The sequence below is a fragment of the Riemerella columbipharyngis genome (assembly GCF_900101995.1).
Lineage (GTDB): Bacteria > Bacteroidota > Bacteroidia > Flavobacteriales > Weeksellaceae > Riemerella > Riemerella columbipharyngis.
This window is the reverse complement of sequence record NZ_FNAS01000013.1, coordinates 1-26,364: the sequence shown is the minus strand read 5'-3', so window position 1 is coordinate 26,364 and position 26,364 is coordinate 1. Positions and strand designations below refer to the sequence as shown.

General features: G+C 36.0%; 26 protein-coding genes. 20 read left to right on the top strand and 6 right to left on the bottom strand.

The annotated features are described in order from the left end of the window. The first annotated feature begins 15 nt into the window (after nt 1-15). The 6 genes from BLS89_RS07510 (at nt 16) to BLS89_RS07485 (ending at nt 6,327) form a co-directional block, all read left to right on the top strand. Nucleotides 16-1,272, top strand: coding sequence for a T9SS type A sorting domain-containing protein (locus tag BLS89_RS07510; protein ID WP_092737126.1), 1,257 nt, complete (start codon nt 16-18; stop codon nt 1,270-1,272). Between the two features lie 139 nt (nt 1,273-1,411). Next, entirely contained in the window at nt 1,412-2,053 is a 642-nt protein-coding gene (locus BLS89_RS07505) for a DUF4271 domain-containing protein (protein WP_092737124.1), read from the top strand. Between the two features lie 16 nt (nt 2,054-2,069). Beyond that, nucleotides 2,070-2,810, top strand: coding sequence for a uroporphyrinogen-III synthase (locus BLS89_RS07500; protein WP_092737122.1), 741 nt, complete (start codon nt 2,070-2,072; stop codon nt 2,808-2,810). Nucleotides 2,811-2,881: 71 nt separating this feature from the next. Further along, entirely contained in the window at nt 2,882-4,930 is a 2,049-nt protein-coding gene (locus tag BLS89_RS07495; RefSeq protein WP_092737120.1) for a S9 family peptidase, read from the top strand. Nucleotide 4,931: 1 nt separating this feature from the next. Beyond that, nucleotides 4,932-5,459, top strand: a complete 528-nt coding sequence (locus BLS89_RS07490) for an RNA methyltransferase (protein ID WP_092737118.1) — start codon at nt 4,932-4,934, stop codon at nt 5,457-5,459. A gap of 31 nt (nt 5,460-5,490) precedes the next feature. Continuing rightward, a complete protein-coding gene (locus BLS89_RS07485) occupies nt 5,491-6,327 on the top strand; it encodes a mechanosensitive ion channel family protein (RefSeq protein WP_245688928.1) in 837 nt (278 codons plus the stop codon). A 44-nt stretch (nt 6,328-6,371) separates the two neighbouring features. Here the strand turns inward: BLS89_RS07485 and pepT are convergent, their stop codons facing one another. Next, entirely contained in the window at nt 6,372-7,658 is a 1,287-nt protein-coding gene (gene pepT / locus BLS89_RS07480; RefSeq protein ID WP_092737114.1) for a peptidase T, read from the bottom strand. 266 nt (nt 7,659-7,924) lie between these two features. Between pepT and BLS89_RS07475 the strand changes: the two genes are divergently transcribed. The 4 genes from BLS89_RS07475 (at nt 7,925) to BLS89_RS07460 (ending at nt 11,541) form a co-directional block, all read left to right on the top strand. After that, nucleotides 7,925-9,427: a GH3 auxin-responsive promoter family protein gene (locus BLS89_RS07475; protein ID WP_092737112.1), complete on the top strand. Its 1,503-nt coding sequence runs from the start codon at nt 7,925-7,927 to the stop codon at nt 9,425-9,427. Nucleotides 9,428-9,492: 65 nt separating this feature from the next. Continuing rightward, nucleotides 9,493-10,737 carry a peptidase U32 family protein gene (locus BLS89_RS07470; protein WP_092737110.1) on the top strand — a complete coding sequence of 415 codons (1,245 nt, stop codon included), beginning with the start codon at nt 9,493-9,495 and terminating at the stop codon, nt 10,735-10,737. Nucleotides 10,738-10,747: 10 nt separating this feature from the next. Further along, a complete protein-coding gene (locus BLS89_RS07465) occupies nt 10,748-10,978 on the top strand; it encodes a ferredoxin (protein WP_092737109.1) in 231 nt (76 codons plus the stop codon). Continuing rightward, nucleotides 10,975-11,541: a 5-formyltetrahydrofolate cyclo-ligase gene (locus BLS89_RS07460; RefSeq protein ID WP_092737107.1), complete on the top strand. Its 567-nt coding sequence runs from the start codon at nt 10,975-10,977 to the stop codon at nt 11,539-11,541. Before BLS89_RS07465 ends, BLS89_RS07460 begins: the two co-directional genes overlap by 4 nt. On the opposite strand, the gene BLS89_RS07455 is transcribed toward BLS89_RS07460, so the two are convergent. Both BLS89_RS07455 and BLS89_RS07450 read right to left on the bottom strand, forming a co-directional pair. After that, on the bottom strand, nt 11,475-12,080 hold the full coding sequence (locus BLS89_RS07455; RefSeq protein ID WP_092737105.1) for a hypothetical protein: 606 nt from the start codon (nt 12,078-12,080) through the stop codon (nt 11,475-11,477). The two genes, BLS89_RS07460 and BLS89_RS07455, sit on opposite strands and share 67 nt — an antisense overlap. After that, a complete protein-coding gene (locus tag BLS89_RS07450; protein WP_092737103.1) occupies nt 12,077-13,189 on the bottom strand; it encodes a hypothetical protein in 1,113 nt (370 codons plus the stop codon). Before BLS89_RS07450 ends, BLS89_RS07455 begins: the two co-directional genes overlap by 4 nt. A 178-nt stretch (nt 13,190-13,367) precedes the next feature. Here BLS89_RS07450 and BLS89_RS07445 point away from each other — a divergent pair, with 178 nt between their 5' ends. The 6 genes from BLS89_RS07445 (at nt 13,368) to BLS89_RS07420 (ending at nt 18,023) form a co-directional block, all read left to right on the top strand. Further along, on the top strand, nt 13,368-13,661 hold the full coding sequence (locus BLS89_RS07445) for a hypothetical protein (protein ID WP_092737101.1): 294 nt from the start codon (nt 13,368-13,370) through the stop codon (nt 13,659-13,661). A gap of 259 nt (nt 13,662-13,920) precedes the next feature. Beyond that, nucleotides 13,921-14,517 carry an RNA polymerase sigma factor gene (locus BLS89_RS07440; RefSeq protein ID WP_092737099.1) on the top strand — a complete coding sequence of 199 codons (597 nt, stop codon included), beginning with the start codon at nt 13,921-13,923 and terminating at the stop codon, nt 14,515-14,517. A gap of 84 nt (nt 14,518-14,601) precedes the next feature. Continuing rightward, the gene (locus BLS89_RS07435) at nt 14,602-14,856 is read left to right on the top strand and encodes a hypothetical protein (RefSeq protein WP_092737097.1); all 255 of its coding nucleotides are present in this window, start codon (nt 14,602-14,604) and stop codon (nt 14,854-14,856) included. A gap of 241 nt (nt 14,857-15,097) precedes the next feature. Then, the gene (locus BLS89_RS07430) at nt 15,098-17,020 is read left to right on the top strand and encodes an LTA synthase family protein (protein ID WP_092737095.1); all 1,923 of its coding nucleotides are present in this window, start codon (nt 15,098-15,100) and stop codon (nt 17,018-17,020) included. Between the two features lie 64 nt (nt 17,021-17,084). Then, complete coding sequence (locus BLS89_RS07425) at nt 17,085-17,504, top strand: DUF2147 domain-containing protein (protein WP_092737093.1); 420 nt, start codon at nt 17,085-17,087, stop codon at nt 17,502-17,504. Nucleotides 17,505-17,588: 84 nt separating this feature from the next. Further along, nucleotides 17,589-18,023, top strand: coding sequence for a universal stress protein (locus tag BLS89_RS07420; protein ID WP_092737091.1), 435 nt, complete (start codon nt 17,589-17,591; stop codon nt 18,021-18,023). Nucleotides 18,024-18,100: 77 nt separating this feature from the next. Here the strand turns inward: BLS89_RS07420 and BLS89_RS07415 are convergent, their stop codons facing one another. Further along, nucleotides 18,101-18,334, bottom strand: coding sequence for a DUF6341 family protein (locus tag BLS89_RS07415; protein ID WP_092737089.1), 234 nt, complete (start codon nt 18,332-18,334; stop codon nt 18,101-18,103). A 42-nt stretch (nt 18,335-18,376) separates the two neighbouring features. Between BLS89_RS07415 and BLS89_RS07410 the strand changes: the two genes are divergently transcribed. From BLS89_RS07410 to polA, 4 genes are all read left to right on the top strand, one after another. Further along, nucleotides 18,377-19,297, top strand: a complete 921-nt coding sequence (locus BLS89_RS07410; protein ID WP_092737087.1) for a DUF6427 family protein — start codon at nt 18,377-18,379, stop codon at nt 19,295-19,297. Next, entirely contained in the window at nt 19,294-19,875 is a 582-nt protein-coding gene (locus tag BLS89_RS07405) for a DUF3109 family protein (RefSeq protein ID WP_092737085.1), read from the top strand. The genes BLS89_RS07410 and BLS89_RS07405 overlap by 4 nt, the downstream gene beginning before the upstream one ends. A 57-nt stretch (nt 19,876-19,932) precedes the next feature. Beyond that, complete coding sequence (locus BLS89_RS07400) at nt 19,933-20,502, top strand: hypothetical protein (RefSeq protein WP_092737083.1); 570 nt, start codon at nt 19,933-19,935, stop codon at nt 20,500-20,502. Nucleotides 20,503-21,174: 672 nt separating this feature from the next. Then, complete coding sequence (gene polA, locus BLS89_RS07395; RefSeq protein WP_092737081.1) at nt 21,175-23,982, top strand: DNA polymerase I; 2,808 nt, start codon at nt 21,175-21,177, stop codon at nt 23,980-23,982. A gap of 1,137 nt (nt 23,983-25,119) precedes the next feature. Here the strand turns inward: polA and BLS89_RS07390 are convergent. Further along, entirely contained in the window at nt 25,120-25,857 is a 738-nt protein-coding gene (locus BLS89_RS07390; RefSeq protein WP_092737193.1) for a Mom family adenine methylcarbamoylation protein, read from the bottom strand. A gap of 10 nt (nt 25,858-25,867) precedes the next feature. Continuing rightward, on the bottom strand, nt 25,868-26,077 hold the full coding sequence (locus BLS89_RS07385) for a hypothetical protein (RefSeq protein WP_092737079.1): 210 nt from the start codon (nt 26,075-26,077) through the stop codon (nt 25,868-25,870). Between the last annotated feature and the right edge of the window lie 287 nt (nt 26,078-26,364).

Below are 26,364 nucleotides of genomic sequence, written 5' to 3'. Positions count from 1 at the left end.
AAGTAAAATAAAATTATGAAAAAACTTGTTTTGTCATTTTTAATGGCGGGTGCTGTAATGAGTGCTCAAAACAAAGAAAACAGCATCGGCGGGTACAAAAGTTTCTTATCATCGGTAAATGAATATTATCACTACAATAATGGTAATATGGAGGATCCTTATCAGATTCATAGATTTTTCTATAATGAAGATTACTCTCGAATCATCAAAGAAGAAACTAAACAAATTATCGATAACGGAAAAGACTATTATGTGAGATACATAGATACTTTCACCTATGACAGTAACAACAGAATAAGTACTGTTGAGAGAAAAGAACTCTATGAAGGTAAATTTATTCCATCTAATAAAGAAATGTATGAATATGATCAAGACGGAAAGGTTTCTGTTTTACTTGATTATGGTTGGGATGAAGATGAACGTGCTTATGTACTTGGTAGAAGATATGATTTTACCTATAACGACAGCAAGCATCCAAATAAACCAAGTTCTATAAAATGGACTGACGGCAAATGGGGCGTTTTGTTCCACGATGATTACACCTATGATGAAGCAGGGAACAAACTATCCGTAGTAAGAGAAATAGATGAAAGCAGAGGAGGCGGTTTTATTAGAAAGAAAACTTATACTTATGATTCTGAGGGAAAACTCACAAATTATCTAAGATATAGATACGATGAAAGAGCATCTGAATTTATTCCTGATTATAAGTATGATTTAACATACGATACAAATGGTAATGCCACGAGCAGAATTACTTATCTATCATATGATGGAAAAAACTGGGTAGGGAACTACAAGTGGCTAAATATGGAGTATGATATGGAAAGATTAAAAAAAGACGTTTACAGCTACGAAGATAAGGATGTTTTAATAGGCGAAAGCGAAGGGAACAATGTTATCCCATCAAAGAATGTTTGCATCGGGTATGATTTTTACCAGCACGATTCCAATTTAGAAGAAGAATGGCAGTATTTGAATCACACGGAAAACAACTATGATTATGATGTTATCGATGTAATGGCAACTTCAGAAGTGGGTGCAAAATATCAGAATATAGTTCTTTATCCTAACCCATCTAAAGATTATTTCAGCTTGAAAACCTCTTCTACAGTTAAGTCCGTTTCAGTATATGACAATTCAGGTAAACTGGTGAAAACCTTCTCAGGAAATCAAGATAAATACAATGTAGCATCTCTGCCAAAAGGTATCTATTTAGTATCTATATCCACAGGAGACAACCAATATAGTGTAAAACTACTAAAAGACTAATAAAGATTTTTTGTAGCAAGACTAATATTTACAGACTCGGCAGATTGTCCGAGCCTGTTTTTTGTAGTGGAGAAATACAATTGTTCTTGTTCTAATCATATTGTGAAGGAAAAAGTATAATTTTGCAAAAAAAATAAATTTGGTTCGGATCGTAGAAAATAAAGATTGGATTATTTATACCCTTTTGGGGATAAGTTTCTTGTATGTATTTATGTTTCGTATATTGCTTAGGGAGATTTCGGTGGTCAAATTTTACACACTAAAAGAAGAATTTGTAAGCAACCGTTTTCAGACTTGGGTCATTTCAAGTTTGGGCTTGAGTATCGTTATGAGTTTGGCTTTTTCTCAGTTTATGCCTATTATACCTAAAATTTTCGGAAGCTGTGCTCCTTTTGGATATCAGTTGAATAAATTCGGGGTATTTTGGATTTGTATGGTAGCGTTATTTTCCGTAAGGTCTGTCTTTACGCTATTGTTTTTTTTAAGCATAGGAGAGGTTAAGATTTGGGGTTCTTTCTATTATGTCGCTGCCAAGTATTATTTTGCGTTATCATTAGTGTTAATGATATTGGTGCTGGTTCAGAATTTTTTGTTGCCGGACGGCAGTGATATGCTGTATCCTTATGTCGTGGTATTCGGGTTTTCATTTGTATTAAAAAACTTAATCTATCTCTTTAATAATCTGCAAATTTTACCCTCCGAATGGTATTATAAAATTTTGTATATTTGCGCACTCCAAATTTTACCTATTTTGGTGCTTTGGAAATTTCTTTTTTTATAAACTGAAAATGATTCGGATGAAGATAAAATCTATACTTATATCACAGCCTGAGCCTGCTACGGAGTCCTCGCCATATTTAGATATGGCAAGAAATGCCGGTGTAGAGGTAGATTTTCGCCCTTTTATACAGCTTGAAGGTGCTTCTGCTAAAGAAATCAGAGCACAGAAGGTAGATCTTTCTAACTATACATGCATTATTCTTACCAGTAGAAATGCGGTAGATCATTATTTCCGTTTGGCAGAGGAAATGCGATTTGCCGTGCCGGATTCTATGCGGTATATCTGCCAGTCGGAAGCGATAGCAAACTACTTGCAAAAGCACATTATATATAGAAAAAGAAAAATCTGTTTCGGGGAAAAAACAGCAGCAGATATGCTCCCTTATTTCAAAAAATACAGCAGCGAAAAGTTTCTTTTGCCTTCTTCGGATAGTTTGAATCCGAGTTTGGAGAAAGCACTGAAGGATTCAAAAATAGACTGGACAAGAGTGATAATGTATAGAACGGTAAGTTGTGATTTATCAGACCTTAAATTATCAAACTATGATTTGCTTGCATTTTTTAGCCCGCTTGGGATAAAATCTTTGGTAGAAAATTTTCCTGACTACAAAAAAGAAAAATTCAAAGTTGCTGTATTTGGAAATACTACAGAAGCAGAGGCAAAAAAAGCAGGGCTTAGCGTTGATGTAAAAGCACCTACGAAGGAAAATCCTTCTATGACAATGGCAATAGAAAAGTTTATAAATAATTCAAAATAACCTTAACCATAAAAAAACTAAAAACCATCTTGCCTTAAAGGGTTTGATGGTTTTTGTATAATAAATACCCTATGAAAGCACCGAAAGCAAAGAAAATTCCACACAGATTATTCATTCACAATGATGAGAGAATAGACCCTTACTTTTGGCTTAACCAAAGAGAAAATCCTGAAGTGAAGGCCTATTTGGAGCAAGAAAACAATTATGCACAGAATAAAATGAAGGATACAGAGGTGTTTCAGAATAGGCTCTTTGAAGAAATGAAAGCTCGGTATAAAGAAGATGATGAGTCGCTTCCTTATTTCTACAATAGCTATTGGTATTTAGTGAAGTTTGAGAAAGGTAAAGATTATCCGCTTTTTTTTAGAAAGTTTCAATCTTTGGGGAACCCCGAGGAGTTGATTTTAGATGTTAATAAAATAGCAGAAGGCAAAGATTATCTCAGTGTGGGAAGTGTGTCATTTACGGAAGATAACAAACTGTTCGCTTATTCCACTGATGAGACAGGACGCAGAATATACACCATCTACATAAAGGATATAAATAAAGGTATTTTGCTGGACGACATTATAGAAAATACGACAGGTAATGTAGTTTGGGCGAATGATAATGAACATTTTTTTTACATTAAAAAAGATAAAAATCTACGGGCGTTTCAGGTTTTTCGTCATCGTCTGGGAACAGCTCAAGAAGAGGATGTCTTGGTGTATCACGAAGAGGATGCTACTTTTAATGTAAGCGTTTCTAAAACGAAATCTCGGGAGTATATCTTTATTTCCAGTTCCAGTACGGTGTCTGATGAGCATCGGTTTATTCCAGCGAATAATATCTTTTCGGACTGGACTGTCGTCCAGCCCAGAGAGGTAGACTTAGAGTATGCAGTAGAACATTTCCAAGATTGTTTTTATATTTTGACGAATGAAGGAGGGGCAGCCAATTTCAAACTTGTAAAAACACTTGTAAATCAATGTTCAAAGGAGAATTGGGAAGAAATACTGCCGCACAGAGAAGATGTTTTGCTGGAAGGCTTTGAAATTTTCCGAGAGTTTTTGGTAGTGGAAGAGCGTAAACAAGGGCTTCTGCAAATCAATATAAGAAAATGGGAGGGGGATAATCGTTATTACCTACCTTTCTCGGAAGAAACTTATACGGCGTATATTGGGGTTAATTTAGACTTTGATTCCAAAGGTTTAAGATATGGCTATACTTCGCTTACACAGCCTGCTGCCACCTTTGAATACGATATGGAAAACAAGACCCAAGTTCTCTTGAAAGAACAAGAAGTATTGGGTGGAAAGTTTGATAAAAATAATTACCAATCAGAGCGGATTTGGGCAAAATCTCGTGACGGGGAAACCCTTATACCGATTTCTTTAGTTTATAAAAAAGACACAGTATTATCCCCAGAGACTCCATTGCTGCTTTACGGCTATGGAAGCTATGGGCATACCGTAGATGCGTCTTTCTCTCGTGGGCGTTTGTCTTTATTAGACAGGGGGTTTATCTTTGCTGTTGCCCATATTCGCGGGGGCGAATATTTAGGACGTGCTTGGTATGAAAATGGGAAAATGCTTAAGAAAAAGAATACTTTTTATGATTTTATTGATTGTGCACAGTTTTTGATTGACCGTAAGTACACCTCTGCCGAACACCTTTATGCGATGGGAGGAAGTGCAGGAGGGCTGTTGATGGGAGTAGTAATGAATGAAGCCCCCGATTTGTTTAATGGAATAGTGGCACAGGTACCGTTTGTAGATGTGGTAACCACGATGCTGGACGAGGATATTCCATTGACTACCGGAGAGTTTGACGAGTGGGGGAATCCTAAGAATGAAGAATATTATCATTATATGAAATCTTACTCTCCATACGATAATGTTGCCACAAAATCTTATCCTAATATATTAGTAACGACAGGGTTTAATGACAGCCAGGTACAATATTGGGAACCTGCAAAATGGGTGGCAAAGCTCAGAGATTTGAAAACGGATAATAATCTGTTGATTTTCAAAACGGATTTCTCTTCCGGACATTCAGGGGCAAGCGGCAGGTTCGAGAGCTTGAAAGATGATGCCCTGGAGTATGCATTTTTATTAAAATTAGAAAATATAAAAGACTAAGATGGCTCAGAAACTAAAATTAGAGGAACTGGGGCGTATAGATGTAGAAACATTCAGAAAGACCGAAAAGAAACCATTGGTAATTGTTCTGGATAATGTGAGAAGTATGCATAATGTAGGAGCAGTCTTCCGAACAGGAGATGCTTTTTTGGTAGAGAAGATCGTATTATGCGGCATTACGCCGGTACCTCCGCATAGAGAAATCCACAAAGCGGCTCTTGGTGCTACGGAGAGTGTAGCGTGGGAATATTCTCCTTCCACAAAGGAGGCTTTATCAAGCCTTAAAGTAGAGGGCTATGAGATACTTGGAGTGGAGCAGACTACGGATAGTATTTCGCTTCAGGAATTTCCCATAGAGGATAAGAAATATGCTTTGGTTTTGGGTAATGAAGTAGAGGGGCTGAGTGAAGAAGCCCTGCCGTACTATGATAAGTTTTTAGAAGTACCTCAGCTGGGCACAAAACACTCTCTTAATGTCAGTGTGTGTGGAGGAATTGTGATGTGGACTTTCTTCAAACATTTTATCTAATTTTGTATTTTATTTTCAAAAAATGATGTTAATGAAAAATATAAATTTGAGTGATATAAATATCAGCCACTATCAAGATAAAATAGTGAACTTTGGCGTTAGTCTGGTGGTAGGGATTTTAATTATCATTATAGGATTTTGGATAGCCTCTTGGGTAGGCAGGCTCATTAAAAAACAATTTACGCGTTCGGAACTATCTGTTTCTCTCAGAAGTTTTATTGCAGATTTAGTGGCGATGCTTATCCGTATTTTGGTGATTCTTGTTGCAATGAATACGCTTGGCGTTCAGACGACTTCTTTTGTCGCTCTTTTAGGTGGTTTAGCTGTGGGGATTGGTATGGCACTACAGGGGAGTTTGGCAAATTTTGCAGGAGGGCTTTTGATCCTTTTGTTTAAGCCCTTCAAGGTAGGAGATACCGTAGAAGTAATGGGGAATACGGGAACTGTGCAAGAAATATCCATACTACAAACAATAATGCTAATGCCGAATATGAAAACCGTGATATTACCAAATGGGAGCGTATTTAATAGTGTCATTATCAACTATTCCAAATCGGGCGAAAGGCGTATTGAGCTGGAGGTAGGCATTGGTTACGAAGACGATTTTGATAAAGCTAAAGCCATTTTATTAGATATTTTAAAGAACGAACCAACTCTGATACACGATAAAGGCTATGTGGTGGAAATCAATGAGTTTGGAGAAAGCAGTGTGAATCTTGCCATATATGCTTATGTAAAATCGGCAGACTATATGGCTACTCGGTGGAAACTAAACCGAGAAGTAAAGACAGCATTTGATGCCAATGGAATAGACATACCTTGCCCTCAGAGGTATATTCATATCGTACCGGATAAAAAGGAATCTTAATAACGAAAAGCTTAGGTTTAAAATTTAAAAGGTTAGCCGCGAAGCTAACCTTTTGTTTTTTCTATGTTGTTTAATATTTTTTTTACAGACTGTGCGATATTGATAATTACTTTTACAGCTTTCTCCATACTTTCGAGAGGGACATACTCGTATGGACCGTGGAAGTTCAGCCCTCCTGCGAAAATGTTTGGACAAGGCAGTCCCATATAAGACAATTGGGCTCCGTCCGTTCCGCCTCGTATAGCTTTGATTTTCGGGGTGATGCCGGCTTCTTTCATTGCTTGTTCCGCAATATCTACAATGTGCATTTTCCCCTCAAACTGCTGTTTCATATTGCGATATTGTTCTTTTATTTCAATTTCGGCAGTTCCTTCGCCGTGTTTAGCATTGAAATCTGCCACTACCTTTTCCATAAAGGTTTTTCTTTGTTCAAATTTATCCGCGTCGTGGTCTCTGATGATGTACTGGAGTTTGGCTTCGGAAACATCGGAAGTAACATCTAATAGATGATAAAATCCCTCATAGCCTCTGGTAGTAGAAGGGGTTTCGCCCGCTGGTAACATTTGAATAAATTCTGCAGCTAAGAGAGAGGCATTTACCATTTTTCCAAAAGAGTAGCCGGGGTGAACGCTTAGCCCGTGTATTTTTACGACAGCACCCGCTGCATTGAAGTTTTCATATTCAAGTTCTCCTACCTCGCCGCCATCCATAGTATAAGCCCATTCAGCACCGAATTTTGCCACATCAAACTTGTGAGCGCCTCTTCCTATTTCTTCATCAGGATTAAAAGCTACTGCAATTCTTCCGTGTTTTATCCCCGGATGTGCCAAAAGATATTCTACTGCCGTAACAATTTCAGCAATTCCTGCCTTATCGTCTGCAGAGAGAAGTGAAGTGCCATCTGTAGTAATAAGGGTTTGCCCTACATAGTCTTTAAGTGATTCAAATTTAGAAGGGGAAAGTGTAAATCCTGTTTCTTCGTTCAGTAATAGGTCTTTACCGTTATAGTTTTCCCAAACCAAAGGATTAACCCCTTTGCCATTAAAATCCGGTGAGCTGTCATAATGAGAAATAAATCCTACGGTAGGCACATCTTCACCGTCAAGATTAGAAGGGACATAGCCAAAAACATAGCCGTTATCGTCCATAGAAACATCATCAAGCCCCAAGGATTTCAGCTCTTCGAAAAGAAGGTTTGCCATATCCCACTGCTGGGGAGTAGATGGGGTAGATTCGCATTCAGGGTCGCTGGTAGAGTAAATTTTCACATACTTCAAAAAGCGATTGAGCAACCGCTCTTTCCATTCGTTATTAAATTCTATTGTTGTCATAGATGCAAATTAAATTTCAACAAAATTAGAATATTTATAGAAAAGTACAGCAATGAAATGAATAAATTTTCTTTTGCAAGGATTAATCTATATCATATTATCATTAATATATGATGCTTGTGAGTAATTTCTTTACCATTGACATAGAGAAACTTGATAATAAATATTATTTTGAAAACAATTTTTTGCTTGCTCAAGGAATCATTTTTATTGCTGTTAAATTTATAAAAACTATTGCTTACCACTTTTTTCTTTAACTTTGCCTTATGCTAAGTTTTATTAAAAGAAAAATTGCCAAATTCTGGGCAAAAAAACATTTGAAACGCTCAGAATATTATAAGCATAATGCCCCTAAAGATCAAGAGGCACTATTGCTTTCGATGGTTCGTATGGCAGAGAAAACGCTGTTTGGGAGGGTACATCGTTTTGAGGATGTTCGTTCAATCGAAGATTTTCGGAAACAGGTTCCTGTGATAGACTATGAAGAGCTAAGACCTTATATTGAGCGGATGAAAAAAGGACAAGCTAATATCTTGTGGCCAGGACACCCAGAGTATTTTGCGAAAACTTCCGGTACAACTTCTGGAGCTAAGTATATCCCAATCTCAAAAGAAGGAATACTCTATCAAATAAAAGCGGCACAGAGTGCTATTTTTCATTATATTACAAAAAAAAATAATGCAGATTTTGTTTCCGGTAAAATGATATTTTTACAAGGTTCTCCAAAATTGGAGGAAATCTACGGGGTGAAAACAGGTCGGCTTTCCGGAATTGTAGCACACCATATTCCCTCATATCTTCAGAAAAATAGGCTCCCGAGCTATGAAACCAATTGTATAGAAGACTGGGAAACAAAAGTAGATAAGATAGTAGAGGAAACAGAAACGCAGGATATGACCTTGATTTCGGGGATTCCACCGTGGCTGATTATGTATTTTGAAAAACTAATAGAGCGTACAGGAAAAAAAATCACCTCGCTATTTCCAAATTTACAACTCATTATTACCGGAGGGGTAAATTACGAACCTTATCGGGAGAAAATGGAAGAATTGCTGGGCAGGAAGGTGGATATTGTACAAACATTTCCTGCCAGCGAAGGGTTCTTTGCATTTCAGGACGATTATCAGAAAGAGGGATTGCTGCTACAGACCAATCACGGGATTTTTTATGAATTTATCCCATTGGAAGAGTATGGAAAGAAAAATGCTCGAAGGCTTACAATAGAGGAGATAGAGCTTAATAAAGATTATGCAATGGTTCTTACCACCAACTCCGGACTATGGGCGTATGCTATCGGTGATGTGGTAAGATTTATCTCTAAAAATCCATACAGAGTATTGGTATCTGGGAGGACTAAGCATTACACCTCGGCGTTTGGAGAACATGTCATTGCCTACGAGGCAGAAGAATCTATAAAAGCTGCAGTAGAGGCCTATCCGTGCAGTATTACGGAGTTTCATCTTGCCCCGAAAGTATCGCCTCAAAACGGGCAATTACCTTATCATGAATGGTTTATAGAGTTTGAAAAAGAACCGGAAAACCTAACTGCTTTTGCAAGAAAATTAGATACGGAAATGAGAGCTAAGAATACTTATTACGACGACCTTATTTCCGGAAATATTCTACAACCTTTAGTGGTTACAAGGCTTAAGAAAAATGCATTTCAAGAGTATGCCAAGTCCCAAGGAAAACTCGGAGGACAAAATAAAATACCGAGATTGGCAAATGACAGAACAATAGCGGAATATTTGGAAAATTATAAAATTTAGAGATATTGAAAATCAGTGTCTTTTTGAAAAATCAAAATTCCTATCTTTGCACAAATTTTTCTTAAATGACAAAGAGCGGAAAAATAGAACTAATGGCACCTGCCGGAGACTTTACATCTCTTCAGGCAGCTATAGATAATGGTGCAGACTCTGTTTACTTTGGTGTGGAACAGCTTAATATGAGGGCAAGAGCTTCTATCAATTTTACTTTGGACGATCTTCCGGAAATATCCAGGAGGTGCAAGGAAAAAGGGGTTAGAACTTATCTCACACTTAATACCATTATTTATGACCACGATTTGTCCATTATCAAAACACTCTTGGATAAGGCTAAAGCAGCAGATCTTACCGCAGTAATTGCTATGGATCAGGCGGTTATTTCCTATGCAAGGCAGATAGGAATGGAGGTGCATATCTCTACGCAAATCAATATTACCAATATAGAAACGGTAAAGTTCTATGCTATGTTTGCGGATACTATGGTGATGAGTAGGGAGCTAAGTATCAGTCAGATAAAAAAGATATGTACTCAAATAGAGCGTGAGCAGGTAAAAGGCCCCTCTGGTAATCTTATAGAGGTGGAAATATTTGGGCATGGAGCTCTTTGTATGGCAGTTTCCGGTAAGTGTTATCTCAGTTTACATTCTCACAATTCTTCGGCTAATAGAGGAGCTTGCAAGCAGAATTGTCGTAAAAAATATACTGTTATAGACCAAGAAAGTGGTTTTGAAATAGAATTGGACAATGAATATATGATGTCTCCAAAAGATCTTTGCACGATAGGGTTTTTAGACCAAATTATTGATGCGGGCGTTAAAGTTCTTAAGATAGAAGGCAGGGGTAGAGCACCGGAATATGTGGCTACTGTTACCAAATGTTACCGCGAAGCGATAGATGCCATAGCAGAAGGAACTTACAGCCAAGAGCAAATAGGTAATTGGATGAAAATGTTAGAGACCGTATATAACAGAGGATTTTGGAGTGGTTACTATTTAGGTCAAGAGCTCGGCGAGTGGTCGCCTAATCCGGGATCTAATGCCACCCAGAAAAAAGTGTATATAGGAAAAGGGCGACATTTTTATCCAAAGTCCGGTATTGCTGAATTTTTAATTGAGGCTTATGATTTGAATATAGGGGATAAAGTCCTTATACAAGGACCTACCACAGGCTCTCAAGAAATGGAAATTACTACTATGATGATAGATGGAAAGGGAGATGCCGAAAGAGCTTCTAAGGCTGACGTCATTACTTTTCCTACGCCGTTTAGAGTTCGTCCGAGCGACAAACTATATAAGATTGTTAAGGCTTAATAGGATTAAAATGATCATCATCACTTTACAAAGAGAGAAATGCATAGGGTGTAATTATTGTGCAGAATTTGCTCCGGAGTTCTTTCGTATGTCTAAGAAAGATGGCAAGTCTGTACTATTGAAATCTAAGGAGAAAAAGGGATTTCATACGGTAAAGACCCCTTTTCCCGATGCGTTTGAGCCTTGTGATAAAGCGTCTAAAGCCTGCCCTGTAAACATTATTTCTGTGAAAAAAATATGAATAAAGCAGCTTTAAGAAAAAAATATTTGGAAAAGAGGAAATCTTTATCCCAAAATCAGATAGACTGTCTCTCCAAGAAAATCTTAGAAAACTTTATTTTACAATTTAATCCTATTGAAAATCAGAAAGTTCATATTTTTTTACCGATTAAAAAATTTAATGAAGTAAATACACTTTTTTTTATTGATTATTTTTTTTCAAAGAAAATACAAGTATATGTTCCTAAAATGGTAGAGGATAATCTGATTGCGATAAAACTCAATCAAAATACGATTTTGGAGAAGAACAGCTGGGGAATATTGGAGCCGTTAGGCGATGAGGACTCAAAGATTTCGGACTATGATTTTGTGATTACGCCTCTTCTTTACTGTGATCGCAGAGGGAACCGAGTAGGTTATGGCAAAGGATTTTATGATAATTTTTTTGCTCAAATTGCATCTTCTTGTAAGAGAGTAGGAGTAGGTTTTTTTTCTCCCGATGAAAATATTACAGATCTTTACTGTACCGATGTTTCTTTGAATTTTTTGGTTTTACCCGACGAGGTACTGTCTTTTGAGTTCTGATAAAAATTCAGAAAATAAAACTTAAATTCTTTTTTAAATTTTACAGGAGAGGATTTTAATATATATTGGGCAATTTTTGTGTAAGTGCCTATTGGTTTGTTGTTTGCATCAAAATATTGAACATCGAATTTAGCAAAATCCAGCGTGTCTTTATTTTTTTCTTGTTTATAAACATCTAAAGATAAGACTTTTGCATTTTTTACTTTTAGGCTGTCCAGTTCTTCAAACAAGCATTTTAGTTTAGTGGTGTCTGCCGGATTTTCAAAGTATCGGTCTAATTGCTTATAAATTGCCGAATCTATTTCCGTATCGCCTTTTCCGGAGAGGTATAGGGTGGATAGATCTAAGACATCTTGAACTTTCTGTTGTGTAATACTTTTGATGGCCTGCAAGCTATCCATAGTGGCAGAGGAATATGTTTTTTTATTATTGCTTTGTCTCAATCTTTCTAATACGCTCATAGAGTCTTTGGGCTTTTCGCAAGCCAATAAAGATAATAGTATAATAGAAATGGTGCTTAGGTATTTTGCAGTTTTCATTTTTCTGTACTGATTTTAAATTTTATAAGGATTATTTTCCCGTTTTTCATTTTAGTGTTAATGACATCCAAATGTTTGAGTGAGTTTGTAGGGGTAGTAACTAAAGCTATGTACCGCTCTTTATTTAGAGTTTCTACGCCGTAATCATTACTGTCGTAAACTTGGTATATTAGAGCTTCATCGCTGATGAGTTCATTGAGCTGCTCTATTTTCCGTTTTAAATCTTTTGGGGAGCGAGAATAATAATAGAGCATCTGTGCATATTCATTAGGCTTGAGTTCAATGGTTTCGTATTTTTCGGAAAAATCGTTGTTTGAATAATTTCGAACTATCGTATCCGTTTTGTAATAAGGAGATGAAACTTCCATTGCTAATGAAGATTCTTTTGTTTTATATGTGAAAATTTCATTGGGTTTTACCTTGAACAGCAGAGGCGTTTCTCCTTCTTTGAATACTTTGATGTCCAAGTAATCATTGATTGCGGAGTTTCTGTCTGCATCTATAAACTTGAAAGAATAGTTATTTATAAATAGGTTATCGGAATATGTAATCCCTACTCCCAAGAGGAGGACTAACAAAATACTCAAGAGTATCAAAATTCGTTTTCTTTTCTTTAATGGAGGAGTGCTTTTTTCTTTTGTTGTATTTTGGTTAAATTTCTGTTTTTCAGAATATGTTTTTTGTAAATCTTGTTTTTCGGCTTTACTTTCCGTTAATTTTTTTTCGTTGATTATACTATCGTCAGTCTCTATTTCTTGAGGGATTAAATCTTTCTCTTCTGTGATAATTTCTGTATCTTTAAGGATTTCATTGCTGAATAAATGATTTTTCTTAAATTCGTGCCAAGAAGCGTATCCACAGTATATAGACAATATATTCAGTAGGTCTATTCTTGGTATTTTAGTTACCGGAGAGGTTTTGAAATAAGTATAAAAAGACTTTTCGCTAAGACTTCCTTTAGCTAATTTTCTTAAGTCTTCCTGGAAATAGACAATATCAATGCCTTTCCACTTCGAAATATTTTCTTCAGAAGGGGTATGTCTTTCTAAAAAACGATTCTGAACCTCTTTTTTAAGCTGTTCAAAGTGTAATAATTCTAAATCAGTCAAAATCTTATTTTGTTAATTGATTGATTTTCAAATGTAAAAATTTGTAAAACTATTTTACAAAGATATTACAATAATTTTTCTAATGCAAATTTAATTCTTGATTTACATTTGCAGCGATCAAATTGATGAACAAGAGAAAACGATTAAAATAACATTAACAAATTAAATTTAATTTATTATGAAAAAATCATTATTCGTAGCAGCTATTGCTGCTTTAGCTGTGGTAGCATGTAACAAAAAAGAAGCTGCTGATGCAACTGTAACTGGGGAAGATTCAACAGCTGTAGTAGCTGATTCTACTACTGCTCCTGTAGTAGCAGACTCTACTAAAGCTGATTCTGCTGTACAAGGTGTTAAAGATGCTGCACAAGACGCTGCACAAAGTGTTAAAGATGCTGCACAAGACGCTGCACAAGGTGTTACAGAAGCTGCACAAGACGCTAAAGCTGAAGTTGAAAACGCTACAAAATAGTTTTTAACTTGCTTTTTGACTAAGAGTGCCTTTTTAAGGTACTCTTTTTTTATTAAGTTTTGATAATTGTTTGTATTTTTATTCAATTTTAGAGTTTTTTAGTGGAAATACGGATTTAAAATTTCTTAACCCCTTTTGTTATTAGAAAAAAATATTATATTTGTGTTACAAAACCAATCTATATAGTTCTATAATTACTTATTTTTTTCATCGTGTATGTGTAATCGGTAGCCGGAAAGCTGTCCAAATAAGTATTGTTATGGAAACATTATTAGATGAGGTTCTTATCAGAGAATACCAAGAGGGAAACGAGTCTGCTCTTTCAAAATTAATTTCAAAATACCATAAAGATATACAAGCCTTCATTTTTTATAAAGTGATGGATAAAACTTTGGCTGATGATTTTTTTCAAGATACATTGCTTAAAGTGATTACCAAACTAAAAAGCGGGCAATATAGAGATGAGGGGAAATTTCTTGTTTGGGTAAAAAGAATAGCCTACAACCTTATTGTAGATTACTATCGTGTTAATTCCAAAATTAGAAAAATATCGGAAATAAGCGGTGGATACAGCGATGACGAGTTTACGATATTTGATTTTCTATACGAATCTTCCGAAAATATAGAAGAATATCTGGTGTCTATGCAGATACAAGAAGACTTGAATAAGATGATTTATGAATTGCCTGAAATTCAGAAAGAAGTTATAAAACTTCGTTTCTACGATGGGTTGAGTTTTAAGGAAATCGCTGAGCATACGGGAGCGAGTATCAATACGACTCTGGGCAGAGTACGCTATGCCATTTTTAATCTTCGAAAAATAATGAACGAAAATCAAATTGTCCTCACGAGATAGTTGTGGGTTTTCAAGTTAAGAGAAATGAGTTTGGTAGATGTCTGAAAATTAGTTTATATTTGGGCTAAATAAAAACCATAAATTATGAACCAAGATTATTTACAAAAAGCCGAAACCTATTCTCAGGATATGGTTTTGGATGCTCAAGCACAAAGCTATCTATTAACAGCCGCTAAGTGGGCTAAGTTTTTAGCTATTATAGGTTTTGTTTTTATCGCAATAGGTCTGATTGTTGGATTGGCTTTTAGTACAGTAGCGTCTTCTGCATTTAGTGAAGCGATTGTATTAGGAAATATCGGGTATTTTAGGGGATATTGGCGGCTATTATATTATCAGTAATCTATTGTCGTTTATTCCTTGTTATTATTTGTTTGTATTTGCTGATAAAGCAACGGTAGCTATAAAGAATAGAAATTAATCTATTCTTAGTTTGAGTTTTGGTAATTTAAAGTCGTTTTATAAGTTTTTGGGGATATTTACGATAATTGTTATCTGTGTATATATTCTTATTTTTATTTTTGGAATAATTGCTTTAACTGCGGGACTTCATTAACAATACATATAATCTGACTATTCTTCTATGAAAGAATTTCGTGCTAAAGAGGTTTTGGCTCTTATTTATCGTTTGTTATTGGCTTATTTTTTCTATCAAATCGCTCGTTTTCTGTTTTGGTATTTTAATAAAGATGTCATTACTTTAGACGGCATTACAGACTATTTGAAATTAGCTTATTACGGAACGGCGTTCGATACGACGGCCATTCTCTATGTGAATGCCTTATTCATATTTTTGAGTTTGGTTCCGGTGGTTGTTAATACTAAGGCGGGGTATCAAAAAATGCTGTTTTGGCTGTATTTTATCACCAATGGAATTGCTTACGCTATGAACTTCGGGGATTTTATTTACTTCAAGTTTAGCCAAGCAAGGCTGACTTCGGCGGTTTTAGATGTTGTAAAGCACGAAGATAATCTTGGGAGTGTCGGCTTAGAGTCTGTATATCAACATCCTTTTGTGATTATTTGGTTTGTGGTATTGATGGCACTTTGGGTATTTTTGTACAAACGGATAAAGGTCGCACCGAAGCCCCCTAAGCGAATGGTTCCCTATTTTGTATGGTCTATTGTTACCCTCTGCGTTACAGCTGTTTTGGTGGTGGGTGGTATTCGTGGGGATTTTAAGCATAGTACGCGCCCCATTAACTTAGTAGATGCCAACCGACACATTAAAAATCCGGTACAAGCAAACATTGTCCTTAATAGTACATTTTCTTTTTTTAGAACTATAAATACCAACGGCTTTAAGCTGGTTCATTTTGTGGATGAAGACTATATCAATAAAAATATTCACCCTTACAAACACTATGAGAGAGAAGTGCCTAATCCCCGCCCCAATATTGTGATTTTCATTGTGGAAAGTTTTGGCAGAGAGTATTCCGGCACATTCAATGAAGGGAAAAATATCAATGGCTACGAGTCTTATACCCCTTTTGTGGACAGCCTTGCAAAACAAAGTCTCTATTTTACCAATGCGTATGCCAATGGCAGGCAGTCTATACACGCGATGAGTAGTATTCTTGCGGGAATTCCGAGTTTGGTAGATGCGTTTACCAGTTCGCCTTATTCTAATCAAAAGATACAATCCATCGTTTCGGTTTGTAATGATTTGGGCTACGATACTTCTTTTTATCATGGTGCGCCTAACGGCTCTATGGGATTTTTGGGTTTTGGTAATATTCTTGGGTTTAAGCATTATTTCGGTAAAACAGAATATAATAATGATAAAGACTTCGATGGAATTTGGGCGATCTGGGATGAACCGTTTTTGCAATACTTTGCTAAGAATGTAGGCAAGACACAGCCGTTTTTGGCGACCGTATTTACGGCGTCATCTCACCATCCTTTCAAAATTCCGGAGGAATATAACGGCAAGTTCAAAAAAGGGCATATCCCTATGCACAAGCCTATTCAATATATGGACTATTCTCTGAAAAGGTTTTTTGAGACGGCGAAGAAACAGCCTTGGTACAACAATACCATTTTTGTTATTACAGGAGATCATACCAATCAAATTTACTACAAGGAATTCGAAAAACAAATGAACCGCTTTGCACTGCCGCTTATTTTCTTTTCGCCTAATCCCAAGTATCGTCTCTCTGGAAAGCGTACAGACCTCGCACAGCAGACGGATATTTATCCGACGCTGGCAGACCTTATCGGGTATAATAAGTCGGTAAGGAGCTGGGGGAGAAGTTTGGTATCAGATAAAAGCGAGCACCCCATCATTGTAAACTCCGATGGTATCCAAGAGCAGTTTATGATAGGGGATTATATTTATCGCTTCGATGGCAAGGAGGTTACGGGGGTTTATCATATTAATGATTTAGGATTGGAAAACAATCTTATGAAAACACTCCGTTCCGAAGATGTAGAAAAAGGAAAAATGATGTGTAAAGCGTGGTATCAAGACTATATGAATAGGGTGATTAACAAAAAATTAAACTAAATAAGCAGGAGCTTCATTTTGTTAATTTGATTTTAATGATTATCTTTATCAAAAATTATTGAATATGAGAAAATTACTTTTTTTAATGTTGGTATTGTGTTTTAGTTCTCTTTCGTTTGCGCAAATAGAAGGCAAATGGAAAACCATAGACGACAATATCGGAAAAGCCAAATCCATTGTAGAAATCTACAAAAAATCTGATGGGAGGTATTATGGCAAGGTGGTCAAACTCCTGATAACTCCGGCAGATCCTAAGTGCTCTAAGTGTACAGATGATAGAAAAAATACGCCAATACTTGGTATGGAGGTTATCCGAGGCATAGAAAAAGACGGAAGTGATTTTGACGGCGGTACTATCACAGACCCTAAAACAGGGAAGGTTTACAAATGTACCATTAGCAGAGATGGCAACAAACTTAATGTAAGAGGATATATCGGATTTTCATTGCTCGGAAGGACACAAACTTGGCTTAAGGTGGATTAAACTTGGATAATGTTTACTTATGGAGAATTCTCTGCTTCTTTTCCATAAAATATTCGTATATTTGTGTATAAAATAAATAACGATATGATTAACATTATTTTACCTGTAGATTTTGGAAGTTCTACAAACACATTGGTAGATGCTGCCATCAGGTTTGCAAAAGATATGAATGGGAAAATCTGCATTATCCATGTTGCACCTACAGACATTGGCTTTGCTATTGGAGATATGGGATTTCAGTATTTTCCCGAAATGGAGCAAAATGAGATTAAACAAGAACTAAGTATTCTAAATGAAATAGAAACCAAAATTAAAGCTCAAGGTTTGGAATGCGAACATATATTAAGACAAGGAAATGCTAAAGAAACGATATTAGACTATGCAGATAGTAAAAAAGCAGAATATATCGTAATGGGTTCCCACGGCAGAAGTGGAATCTACGATGTTTTTGTGGGCAGTCTTACCAAAGATTTGACGAAGAATTCCCACATTCCTGTGCTGGTAATCCCTTGTCATTGATTGAAGATTGATTTTTTACAACGAAAAACCGCCCTATGTATTTGATAGGGCGTTTTCTTATATTAAAACGGGATATTTTAGTCTTCTTTTTTATAAATTTTAGGGTCGTAGTAAGGGAAATGCCCCTCTGTAGGAGAGAAGTATGTTTTGTCCTTATTATTACCCAAAGTAGCTACTAATACATAGCACCAATACAAGAAATAGCAACATCCTACGATGAACAATACCCAATTTAAAAAATAAGCTGTGTAGTCATAGAAACCAAAAGACCATTTAAATAAACCGCTTAAAAATAACCAGAAAGAAGTCATTGTTTTTCTTTTTTAATTTAACTTTGCACAAAGTTATAAAAAATGTTTAGATTACTGTCAAAAGAAATCAAAATTTTTTCTATCCCTCTGTATGTCATCTTTTTGTTTTTGATGGTAGTGGTATTTAATGCGCTGGATTTCCGCTTGTTTAATGTCTTTTCGGGCGTTTTTAGTTTTGCGGGGATTGCTTTGGGGTATTTTACTTTTAATTCGATTGGCTTAAACCATCGCACCCATCTACCGCTTTTTATTTATACTTTTTTAGTGTTTGCATTTTACAATGGGGATTTGGATATAGGGATTTCGGTAAACCTTTTTACCAATGCTTTTATTTTATTGATTCTTAGCACAAGAGATCAAGTGACAAAAAAAGACTATTATCTTATAGTAGGTTCTTTATTGGCAATAGGATATCTGTTTCTGCCTACTACTTGGGCAGTCATTTTTTTTGTATTGATGCATTTGTCTGCTACTTCGGATAGGATAGGGCTTAATATTTTCAGGTTGTTTTTTGGTTTTATACTTATCATTCTTTCTTATTTGGGTGTGATGTATCTCATTGGCAATGATTCTTTTAATCCTGAATATGTTCCGTTTGTTTCTATGGGATTTCAGACCGATTTCTATCCGCTTTATTTCATATCTCCGCTTGCTGTATTACTGATATTGGCTATTGCTAATCATTTTATGACTTTTCAGCAGAAAAGCCCTACCACGAGATTTAGATATACCTTTGTCCTATTATATACCATTACACAGCTTTTCATTGTCATAATGTATATGGGGAAAACTTACGAGTATCTTTTGTTTTTAGTGCTCCCCGTCAGTATTATCGTCAGTAGGGCACTTAATCTTATGCCAAAGTATTGGATGAAAGAATTGGGGCTTTGGATTATTATTGTAAGTTTAATATTGTTCAAAATCAGTCCGCTTTTGAATACGAGATATTTATTGAATATATGATACAGATAGAAGACAAACTAATTTCGGAGGATATTTTCAGCGAAGAATTTGTATGTAACCTCAGCAAATGCAAAGGTGCGTGCTGTATAGAGGGTGATGCCGGTGCACCGCTGGAGGCTTCGGAATTGGATATATTGGAGGAGATTTTTCCTAAAATTAAACCATATCTTCGTCCAGAAGGGGTGGAAGCCATAGAAAAACAAGGCACAAGTGTGGAAGATTTTGAAGGAGATTTGGTAACGCCGCTCATTGATAACAGAGATTGTGCCTATGTTATTTTTGATGAAAAAGGCATCACAAAATGCGGTATAGAAAAAGCCTACGAAGAGGGCGCGATAGATTGGCAAAAACCGATTTCCTGCCATTTGTACCCGATTAGGGTAACGGAATACACCACTTTCACGGCATTCAATTATCACGAGTGGCCCATCTGCAGCGATGCCTGTGAATTGGGGAAAGAACTGAAAGTCCCCGTTTACAAATTTCTGAAAAATCCGCTTATCCGAAAATACGGAGAAGATTTCTACGAAACGCTCTCGGCAGTTGCTACAGAGTATTTCAAAGAAATGGAAAAGTAAGAATACACTATTTTTTATAGATTAAAAAACTTATCTTTGCACCGATAAAATCTAACAATGAAAAACAAATATATTAAATTCGTATTTACGGCACTTATTTTGGCAGCAGCTGTTTATCTTATGTTCCACAGAAACATTGGCTGGGGGATTATGCTTGTGTTTGTTTCGGCTATTCCTATATTGTTGTTTTATAAAAACGAATACATCCTCATCGCCTTTTGGTTCTTGAGAAAACAAAACTCTGAAAAAGCTCGCAAGTGGCTCTCGAAAATTACGAATTCCAAATCTCAGCTTCATAAATCCCAATACGGATATTACCACTATCTGCTGGGGCTGACTTTTGCACAAGAGGAGCCTAAAAAAGTAGAGCCGCATATGAAAAAGGCCTTGGAATACGGGCTTAATATGAGACAAGACAGAGCTATGGCAACTCTAAATCTTGCTGCCGGAGCAATACAGCGAGGTAGAAAACAAGAGGCACAAAAACTTTTGGAAGAGGCAAAAAGATTAGATAAAGCAGGGCTGATGACAGAGCAAATCAAAATGATGAAAGACCAGCTGAAAATGCCTTCTATGCAAAAACATCTTCACAATCCTCAGATGAGACACAGAGGGAAGTATTTTTAATAGGAAATAGTTTTTTTCATAAGCTATAAACTCTTTAAGATATTGCATTGCTAAATGAAATCCAAGATAAATAGATTTTTATCTAGTAGTGCAAAAAATGTTTCTATATTTCTTTGGATAGAAATTATTGTCTAAAAAAGTTATTCCTACTATTTTTAAACTCTAATAAAAATGTAAAGAAAATTAGATTAACAGTCCTGCTGATGGAATAGCATTTTTAGCTACGAAATTTTTAATCAATTATCATACTGAGGAATTGGTTGGGTAGTATTAGGCTTCTTTTACTTACAGTTTTAATTATACTTTCAGTTAAAAATAAAACCATTATTCCCATTGATTGGTAGTATAACGGATTTGCCTTAACTATTTAAATACGAAATTTGATACAAATTACACTTATATACTTGTATGCAGCATTAGAATAAACCGCCTTAATGCCTGCCATTTTCATCAACCCGAGATTCCTTTTACTGTTATGCCAACGCTCTGTTCATACGGCTTATCAGCTGTTATTCTCTCTTCAAAACTTAGGTACAAGACAGCGCGCAACTAACTTATAACCAATATCATACAATCATCATTAACGATTTAAGCAACTTTTTTAATACGCAACCAGCAATTTATAAAACAACATCAACTTAGAGCCTTTCTAAAATTTGTATCTTTGTCGCTATGAGTACAGAGCAAAAAGACAAAAGACTATATCTGATAGATGCCTATGCCATGATTTTCAGAGGTTATTATGCATTTATCAAAAATCCGAGAGTAACGAGCAAAGGCTTGGACACTTCTGCCATATACGGCTTTACCAATTCACTTATAGAACTCATCAAAAAGGAGCGTCCCTCGCATATCGCAGTGGCGTTTGATGTAGGTAGAAAGAATGTAAGACACGAAGATTTTACCGACTATAAAGCCAACAGAGCCGAAACGCCGGAAGCAATCCGAGTAGCCGTACCTTACATAGAGGCTATTCTTAAAGCAATGCATATCCCTATTTTGGGAGTAGAGGGCTATGAAGCCGACGATGTGATTGGGACCATAGCCGGCAAAGCAGAGAAACAAGGATATAATGTGTTTATGGTAACACCTGATAAAGATTTTGCCCAGCTGGTAACAGAACATATAAAAATCTATAAACCCGCAATAAAAGGCGGAGAGGCAGAAATTCTTGGCGTAAAAGAGGTCTTAGAAAAATACGAAATATCCGACCCGAAACAGATTATAGATTATCTGGGAATGATGGGCGACAGCGTAGATAACATTCCCGGGCTGGAAGGCGTAGGTGAGAAAATGGCAAAAAAATTCCTGAAAGAATTTGGCTCTATGGAAAATCTACTCGCCAATACAGACCAACTGAAAGGAAAATTGAAAGAAAAAGTAGAAGCCTCTGCAGAAAGAGGCATTATGTCCAAAAAACTGGCAACCATACTATGCGACGCCCCTATAGATTTCAAAGAAGAGGAGTATAATATGGATACTCCTGATTTTGAAAAAGTCAAAGAAATTTTTGATGAAATAGAGTTCAAAAGACTTTACGAAAATCTGTACCGTACATTCTCTGTAGGGACAAACAATGAACCCATTCAGAAAGCATCGGAGAAAAATAATTCTGTCCAATTAGACTTATTTTCGGATTTCGAAGAATTGGAACGTGCCACGACCACCCGTACAAACATAGAAAACACAGACCACCTCTACCAATATGTAGACAACGAAAAAATGCAACGGGTTTTGCTGGAAAATCTGTTGCAGCAAAAAGCCGTATGTTTTGATACGGAAACTACTTCCCTCAATGAGTTGGAAGCAGAGCTTATAGGGTTTAGTTTTTCGTACAAAAAAGGATTGGCGTACTATGTACCCATACCCGAAGGACGAGAACAGGCTCAAAATGTAGTAGAAATATTCCGCCCGTTTTTTGAAAAAGAGGATATCCTTAAAATTGCCCACAATCTGAAATTTGACTATAAAATCTTGAAACAATACGGGATAGAGGTCGCCGGAAATCTGTTTGACACTATGATTGCCCACTATCTGCTAAACCCCGATGGCAGACACAATATGGATTATCTCTCTGATGTTTACCTCAACTACACCCCTATCTCCATAGAATCTCTAATCGGTAAAAAAGGGAAAAAACAACTTACCCTGAGAGACGTAGATCTAAGAGCCCAAACCGACTATGCCGCCGAAGATGCCGATGTTACCTTTCAGCTCTACGAGCTTTTTGCACCTCAACTAAAAAAAGAAGGACTGGAAAATCTATTCTACAAAATAGAAATCCCCCTGCTGAAAGTTTTAGCCAAAATGGAACTGGAGGGAATAGCTCTGGATACTAAATTCTTGAAACAAGAAAGTATTGATCTTGAACAAGATTTGACTACTTTAGAAAAAGGTATTTTTGAGCTTGCCGGAGAAGCCTTTAATATGAACTCTCCAAAACAACTCGGAGATATTCTTTTTGATAAACTAAAACTTGACGCTAAAGCTAAAAAAACCAAAACAGGACAATACTCTACCTCCGAAGAAGTCTTGCAAAAACTCGCCTCCAAGCATGAAATCATATCAAAAATACTGGAATACAGACAACTACAAAAATTAAAATCTACCTATGTAGATGCACTACCCGAGCAGATTGACAAAAAAGACCACCGTGTGCATACCAACTTTATGCAAACCGTAGCGGCTACAGGAAGGCTATCAAGCACCAATCCCAATCTGCAAAACATTCCTATCCGCACCCCTCGGGGACAGCAGGTGCGAGGTGCTTTTGTGGCAGGAGAAGGGAAGAAAATCATCGCCGCAGACTACTCCCAGATAGAGCTTAGACTGATTGCCGAGATTTCAGGTGAAGAAAATATGATAGAAGCATTCCAAAAAGGCGAAGATATCCATACTGCTACAGCATCACGGCTATTCCATGTCCCTATCAATGAAGTAACACGGCTGCAAAGAAGCCAAGCCAAAACGGTTAATTTTGGGATTATCTATGGGGTATCAGCATTTGGACTGAGCGAACAGACCAATCTCTCTCGTGCAGAAAGCAAAGCGATGATTGACGCCTACTTTGAAACCTACCCAAGGCTGAAAGAATTTATGAAAGAGCAAGTGGATAAAGCCCGAGAATTAGGCTATGTAGAAACGATTATGGGGAGAAAACGCCATCTGAAAGACATTAATTCCAGCAACTTCGTCGTAAGAGGCCATGCAGAGCGTAATGCCGTAAATGCCCCTATACAAGGGAGTGCTGCAGACATTATAAAAGTAGCAATGATAAAGATAGATGCACGGCTGGCACAGTTGCAAATGGAAACTAAAATGCTGCTGCAAGTACACGATGAATTGGTATTTGAAAGTCCGATAGCAGAAGTAGAAGATGCCTCAAAAATCATCAAAAACGAAATGGAAAACGCATTTTCGTCCAAAGTACCGTTGCTCACCGAAGTAGGTGTAGGAGATAATTGGTTGAAAGCACATTAGAATAGTTTTTGGGGTAATAATTTAGAAATAAGTCTCTCCTAAGTTTGAATATAAAAAGCGACAAATGAGATAGAAGCTTTATTTTTATTAAGGGGATTCTTTTAAGGGGAAAATGCAGAAGCACTGGCACAAACCGTGATAAGTATGCTGTTGCCTTAAAGTCTATTACCAGTGATGATGTTGAGTTTGCTCATCATCAAAAGGATATAAAAAAATTGTAGTTTGAATTTTATTTTGCACATCTGTATAGTTTATGGGAAAGAATATTGAATGAATACAGCAATAAATGAGTCAGACAACATATTTAGAAATCATCAGAATTTAGTATCATTGATAATGAATATATCAAAGAAATAATCGAAGACCAAGGGAAAACTTAACTTTTAGAAACTCCGAAAGACCTCTTTTATCAATTATCGCATTGGTTGAATGTATCCTCAAAATAGATTAATAAGAGTTTTTTATTTGATTTTGTATCCAAGTTAAAGTCTCCCAATTAAGTAAAAATTCTACACTTATATTAAATAAGTGTAAAAAAGTTCTTGGAGGGTGGTGGTCTTTCATCCCAATAGTTATAGTAGTAATAACTATAATCTACCAATTTACAAAATATGCTCTCACAATTTCTTTTGAATATAAAATTATAGAACTAAGACAGAGTTTTAGTAATGAAAAAAAGATTGGCATATAAAACAAATCAAATCAAATATGAAGAATTACCAAACCAAAGAGTAGAGATAAGGAAACTATTAACGAGGATAGATAGCTTAAATAATAAAATAATAAATGAGAAATAAATATTTTTTAAGGTATAAATATTTTAAAGCTATATAGGTGAATTATTGAAATAATATGGTGATTTCTTAATAATTGGTGTAAAAGATGAATAATAAGTTAATTTGTTTAAGAAACAATAATATATTTGCTATTGCTTCTATATCTGCAATAATAATTATTTCATTCTTAATGTTAAATTTTTTAGATAATCAAACAAAAAAAATAACAAAGTTGAATGAAAGCAGTATAAATATTAACAATATTATAATCCGCAAAACGAAATGTGCAATTTTTTAGAGGCATGGTTGTAACTTTTTTCGTTACAATAAGTCGTAAAAAAGCCCTCTTATTTGAGGGCTTTTACAACTCATCAATAAACCTCTTTAACCGCTCTTTTATCTTTGCCCTATCTCTTACCCATTCAAATGGATATTCTCCTTTATTATATGGAGGATAAGGCTTCTCGGGATTCTTGAACTTAAAATGCTTGCAAAGCGGAAAAATATACCGATAAGTATCCACCTTGAAATGCTCGAAGTCCCCCAATAGATATGCAATGTTTTCACGCACATAAATAGACCGGCATGTTGTATTGGTCAAATTCTGATGATGTGTTATTTCCTTAGTTCTCTTGTTACGCAGGAAAACTGTTTGATGCTTTCCGTAATACTTAAAATTCGATGCCTTGTATATAGTACCGCATCCTAAACGCCCGTCGGCAAAGGACTGCACTGCAACCACATTCTTGTTTAATCTCTTAATCGCTTTCAGAGAATGAGCAATGAGCAGGCTTTCTGCATTTTTCCCTAAAGAATCATCTATCCACATCCTGTTTAATTCTAACATTATCGCATCGGGGCTTGGATGTGTAAATATTTTCGCATTGAGATTCTTCATATATCCGTAAACCGCAACGCCTAAACATTGAGTCTCCAACTCTTTACCCTCTCTGAATATACCAAAGTTATATAGTCCAAAGCCTGCATTATTCCACTTGTGCGAATAATGATTTTTAATTATTAAATCCTTAGCTTTTGCTTTACTTATGGGTTTTATAACCAAGCTACCCAATGATTTCGTTTTAATTCGTATTTCCATCTTACACATTTTATTCAAATTTTACTTTTTCTCCTTGTAACTGTTGTTTTGTTCCTTTTATATTGTTTTCGTAAATATGCACATTACAGAGATTTAGCGTGATGCTCTTTAATGGCGGTTTTAGTTGTTGGTCGAGCAGATATTTGATACTGCCCTTTTTATTTTCCTGTACTTTCCCTTTCTTTAAAATTTTCTCTAAAATTTGATGATACTTATTCATATTATTTAATTTTTATTATCTTTGTCGCTCTGACTACTTAACACAAAAAAAAACACAGGTACAGAAGACATATTGTCCTCCGTAGCCTGTGGCTCGTGTTTTTAAAAGTGGTCAGAGATTTTTAAAAAGCGGAGGACTTTTTTTACTTCTCGTCCTCCTAAAAAAAGAAGTTTAAGCGGGATTTAATCTCTATTTAAAAGCCTTTTAAACACTCCAAAAATACCGCTGGAATATCCGATAAAAGCGATTCCGAACAGAATAACCACCCACAGCAAATACTTGAAATT

What these genes read in the sequence shown, in the direction of transcription:
- BLS89_RS07510 (WP_092737126.1), top strand. Translation starts at nt 16, where the DNA reads ATGAAAAAACTTGTTTTGTCATTTTTAATGGCGGGTGCTGTAATGAGT.
- BLS89_RS07500 (WP_092737122.1), top strand. Translation starts at nt 2,070, where the DNA reads ATGAAGATAAAATCTATACTTATATCACAGCCTGAGCCTGCTACGGAG.
- BLS89_RS07495 (WP_092737120.1), top strand. Translation starts at nt 2,882, where the DNA reads ATGAAAGCACCGAAAGCAAAGAAAATTCCACACAGATTATTCATTCAC.
- BLS89_RS07490 (WP_092737118.1), top strand. Translation starts at nt 4,932, where the DNA reads ATGGCTCAGAAACTAAAATTAGAGGAACTGGGGCGTATAGATGTAGAA.
- BLS89_RS07485 (WP_245688928.1), top strand. Translation starts at nt 5,491, where the DNA reads ATGAAAAATATAAATTTGAGTGATATAAATATCAGCCACTATCAAGAT.
- pepT (WP_092737114.1), bottom strand. Translation starts at nt 7,658, where the DNA reads ATGACAACAATAGAATTTAATAACGAATGGAAAGAGCGGTTGCTCAAT.
- BLS89_RS07475 (WP_092737112.1), top strand. Translation starts at nt 7,925, where the DNA reads ATGCTAAGTTTTATTAAAAGAAAAATTGCCAAATTCTGGGCAAAAAAA.
- BLS89_RS07470 (WP_092737110.1), top strand. Translation starts at nt 9,493, where the DNA reads ATGACAAAGAGCGGAAAAATAGAACTAATGGCACCTGCCGGAGACTTT.
- BLS89_RS07465 (WP_092737109.1), top strand. Translation starts at nt 10,748, where the DNA reads ATGATCATCATCACTTTACAAAGAGAGAAATGCATAGGGTGTAATTAT.
- BLS89_RS07460 (WP_092737107.1), top strand. Translation starts at nt 10,975, where the DNA reads ATGAATAAAGCAGCTTTAAGAAAAAAATATTTGGAAAAGAGGAAATCT.
- BLS89_RS07455 (WP_092737105.1), bottom strand. Translation starts at nt 12,080, where the DNA reads ATGAAAACTGCAAAATACCTAAGCACCATTTCTATTATACTATTATCT.
- BLS89_RS07445 (WP_092737101.1), top strand. Translation starts at nt 13,368, where the DNA reads ATGAAAAAATCATTATTCGTAGCAGCTATTGCTGCTTTAGCTGTGGTA.
- BLS89_RS07440 (WP_092737099.1), top strand. Translation starts at nt 13,921, where the DNA reads ATGGAAACATTATTAGATGAGGTTCTTATCAGAGAATACCAAGAGGGA.
- BLS89_RS07435 (WP_092737097.1), top strand. Translation starts at nt 14,602, where the DNA reads ATGAACCAAGATTATTTACAAAAAGCCGAAACCTATTCTCAGGATATG.
- BLS89_RS07430 (WP_092737095.1), top strand. Translation starts at nt 15,098, where the DNA reads ATGAAAGAATTTCGTGCTAAAGAGGTTTTGGCTCTTATTTATCGTTTG.
- BLS89_RS07425 (WP_092737093.1), top strand. Translation starts at nt 17,085, where the DNA reads ATGAGAAAATTACTTTTTTTAATGTTGGTATTGTGTTTTAGTTCTCTT.
- BLS89_RS07420 (WP_092737091.1), top strand. Translation starts at nt 17,589, where the DNA reads ATGATTAACATTATTTTACCTGTAGATTTTGGAAGTTCTACAAACACA.
- BLS89_RS07415 (WP_092737089.1), bottom strand. Translation starts at nt 18,334, where the DNA reads ATGACTTCTTTCTGGTTATTTTTAAGCGGTTTATTTAAATGGTCTTTT.
- BLS89_RS07410 (WP_092737087.1), top strand. Translation starts at nt 18,377, where the DNA reads ATGTTTAGATTACTGTCAAAAGAAATCAAAATTTTTTCTATCCCTCTG.
- BLS89_RS07405 (WP_092737085.1), top strand. Translation starts at nt 19,294, where the DNA reads ATGATACAGATAGAAGACAAACTAATTTCGGAGGATATTTTCAGCGAA.
- BLS89_RS07400 (WP_092737083.1), top strand. Translation starts at nt 19,933, where the DNA reads ATGAAAAACAAATATATTAAATTCGTATTTACGGCACTTATTTTGGCA.
- polA (WP_092737081.1), top strand. Translation starts at nt 21,175, where the DNA reads ATGAGTACAGAGCAAAAAGACAAAAGACTATATCTGATAGATGCCTAT.
- BLS89_RS07390 (WP_092737193.1), bottom strand. Translation starts at nt 25,857, where the DNA reads ATGGAAATACGAATTAAAACGAAATCATTGGGTAGCTTGGTTATAAAA.
- BLS89_RS07385 (WP_092737079.1), bottom strand. Translation starts at nt 26,077, where the DNA reads ATGAATAAGTATCATCAAATTTTAGAGAAAATTTTAAAGAAAGGGAAA.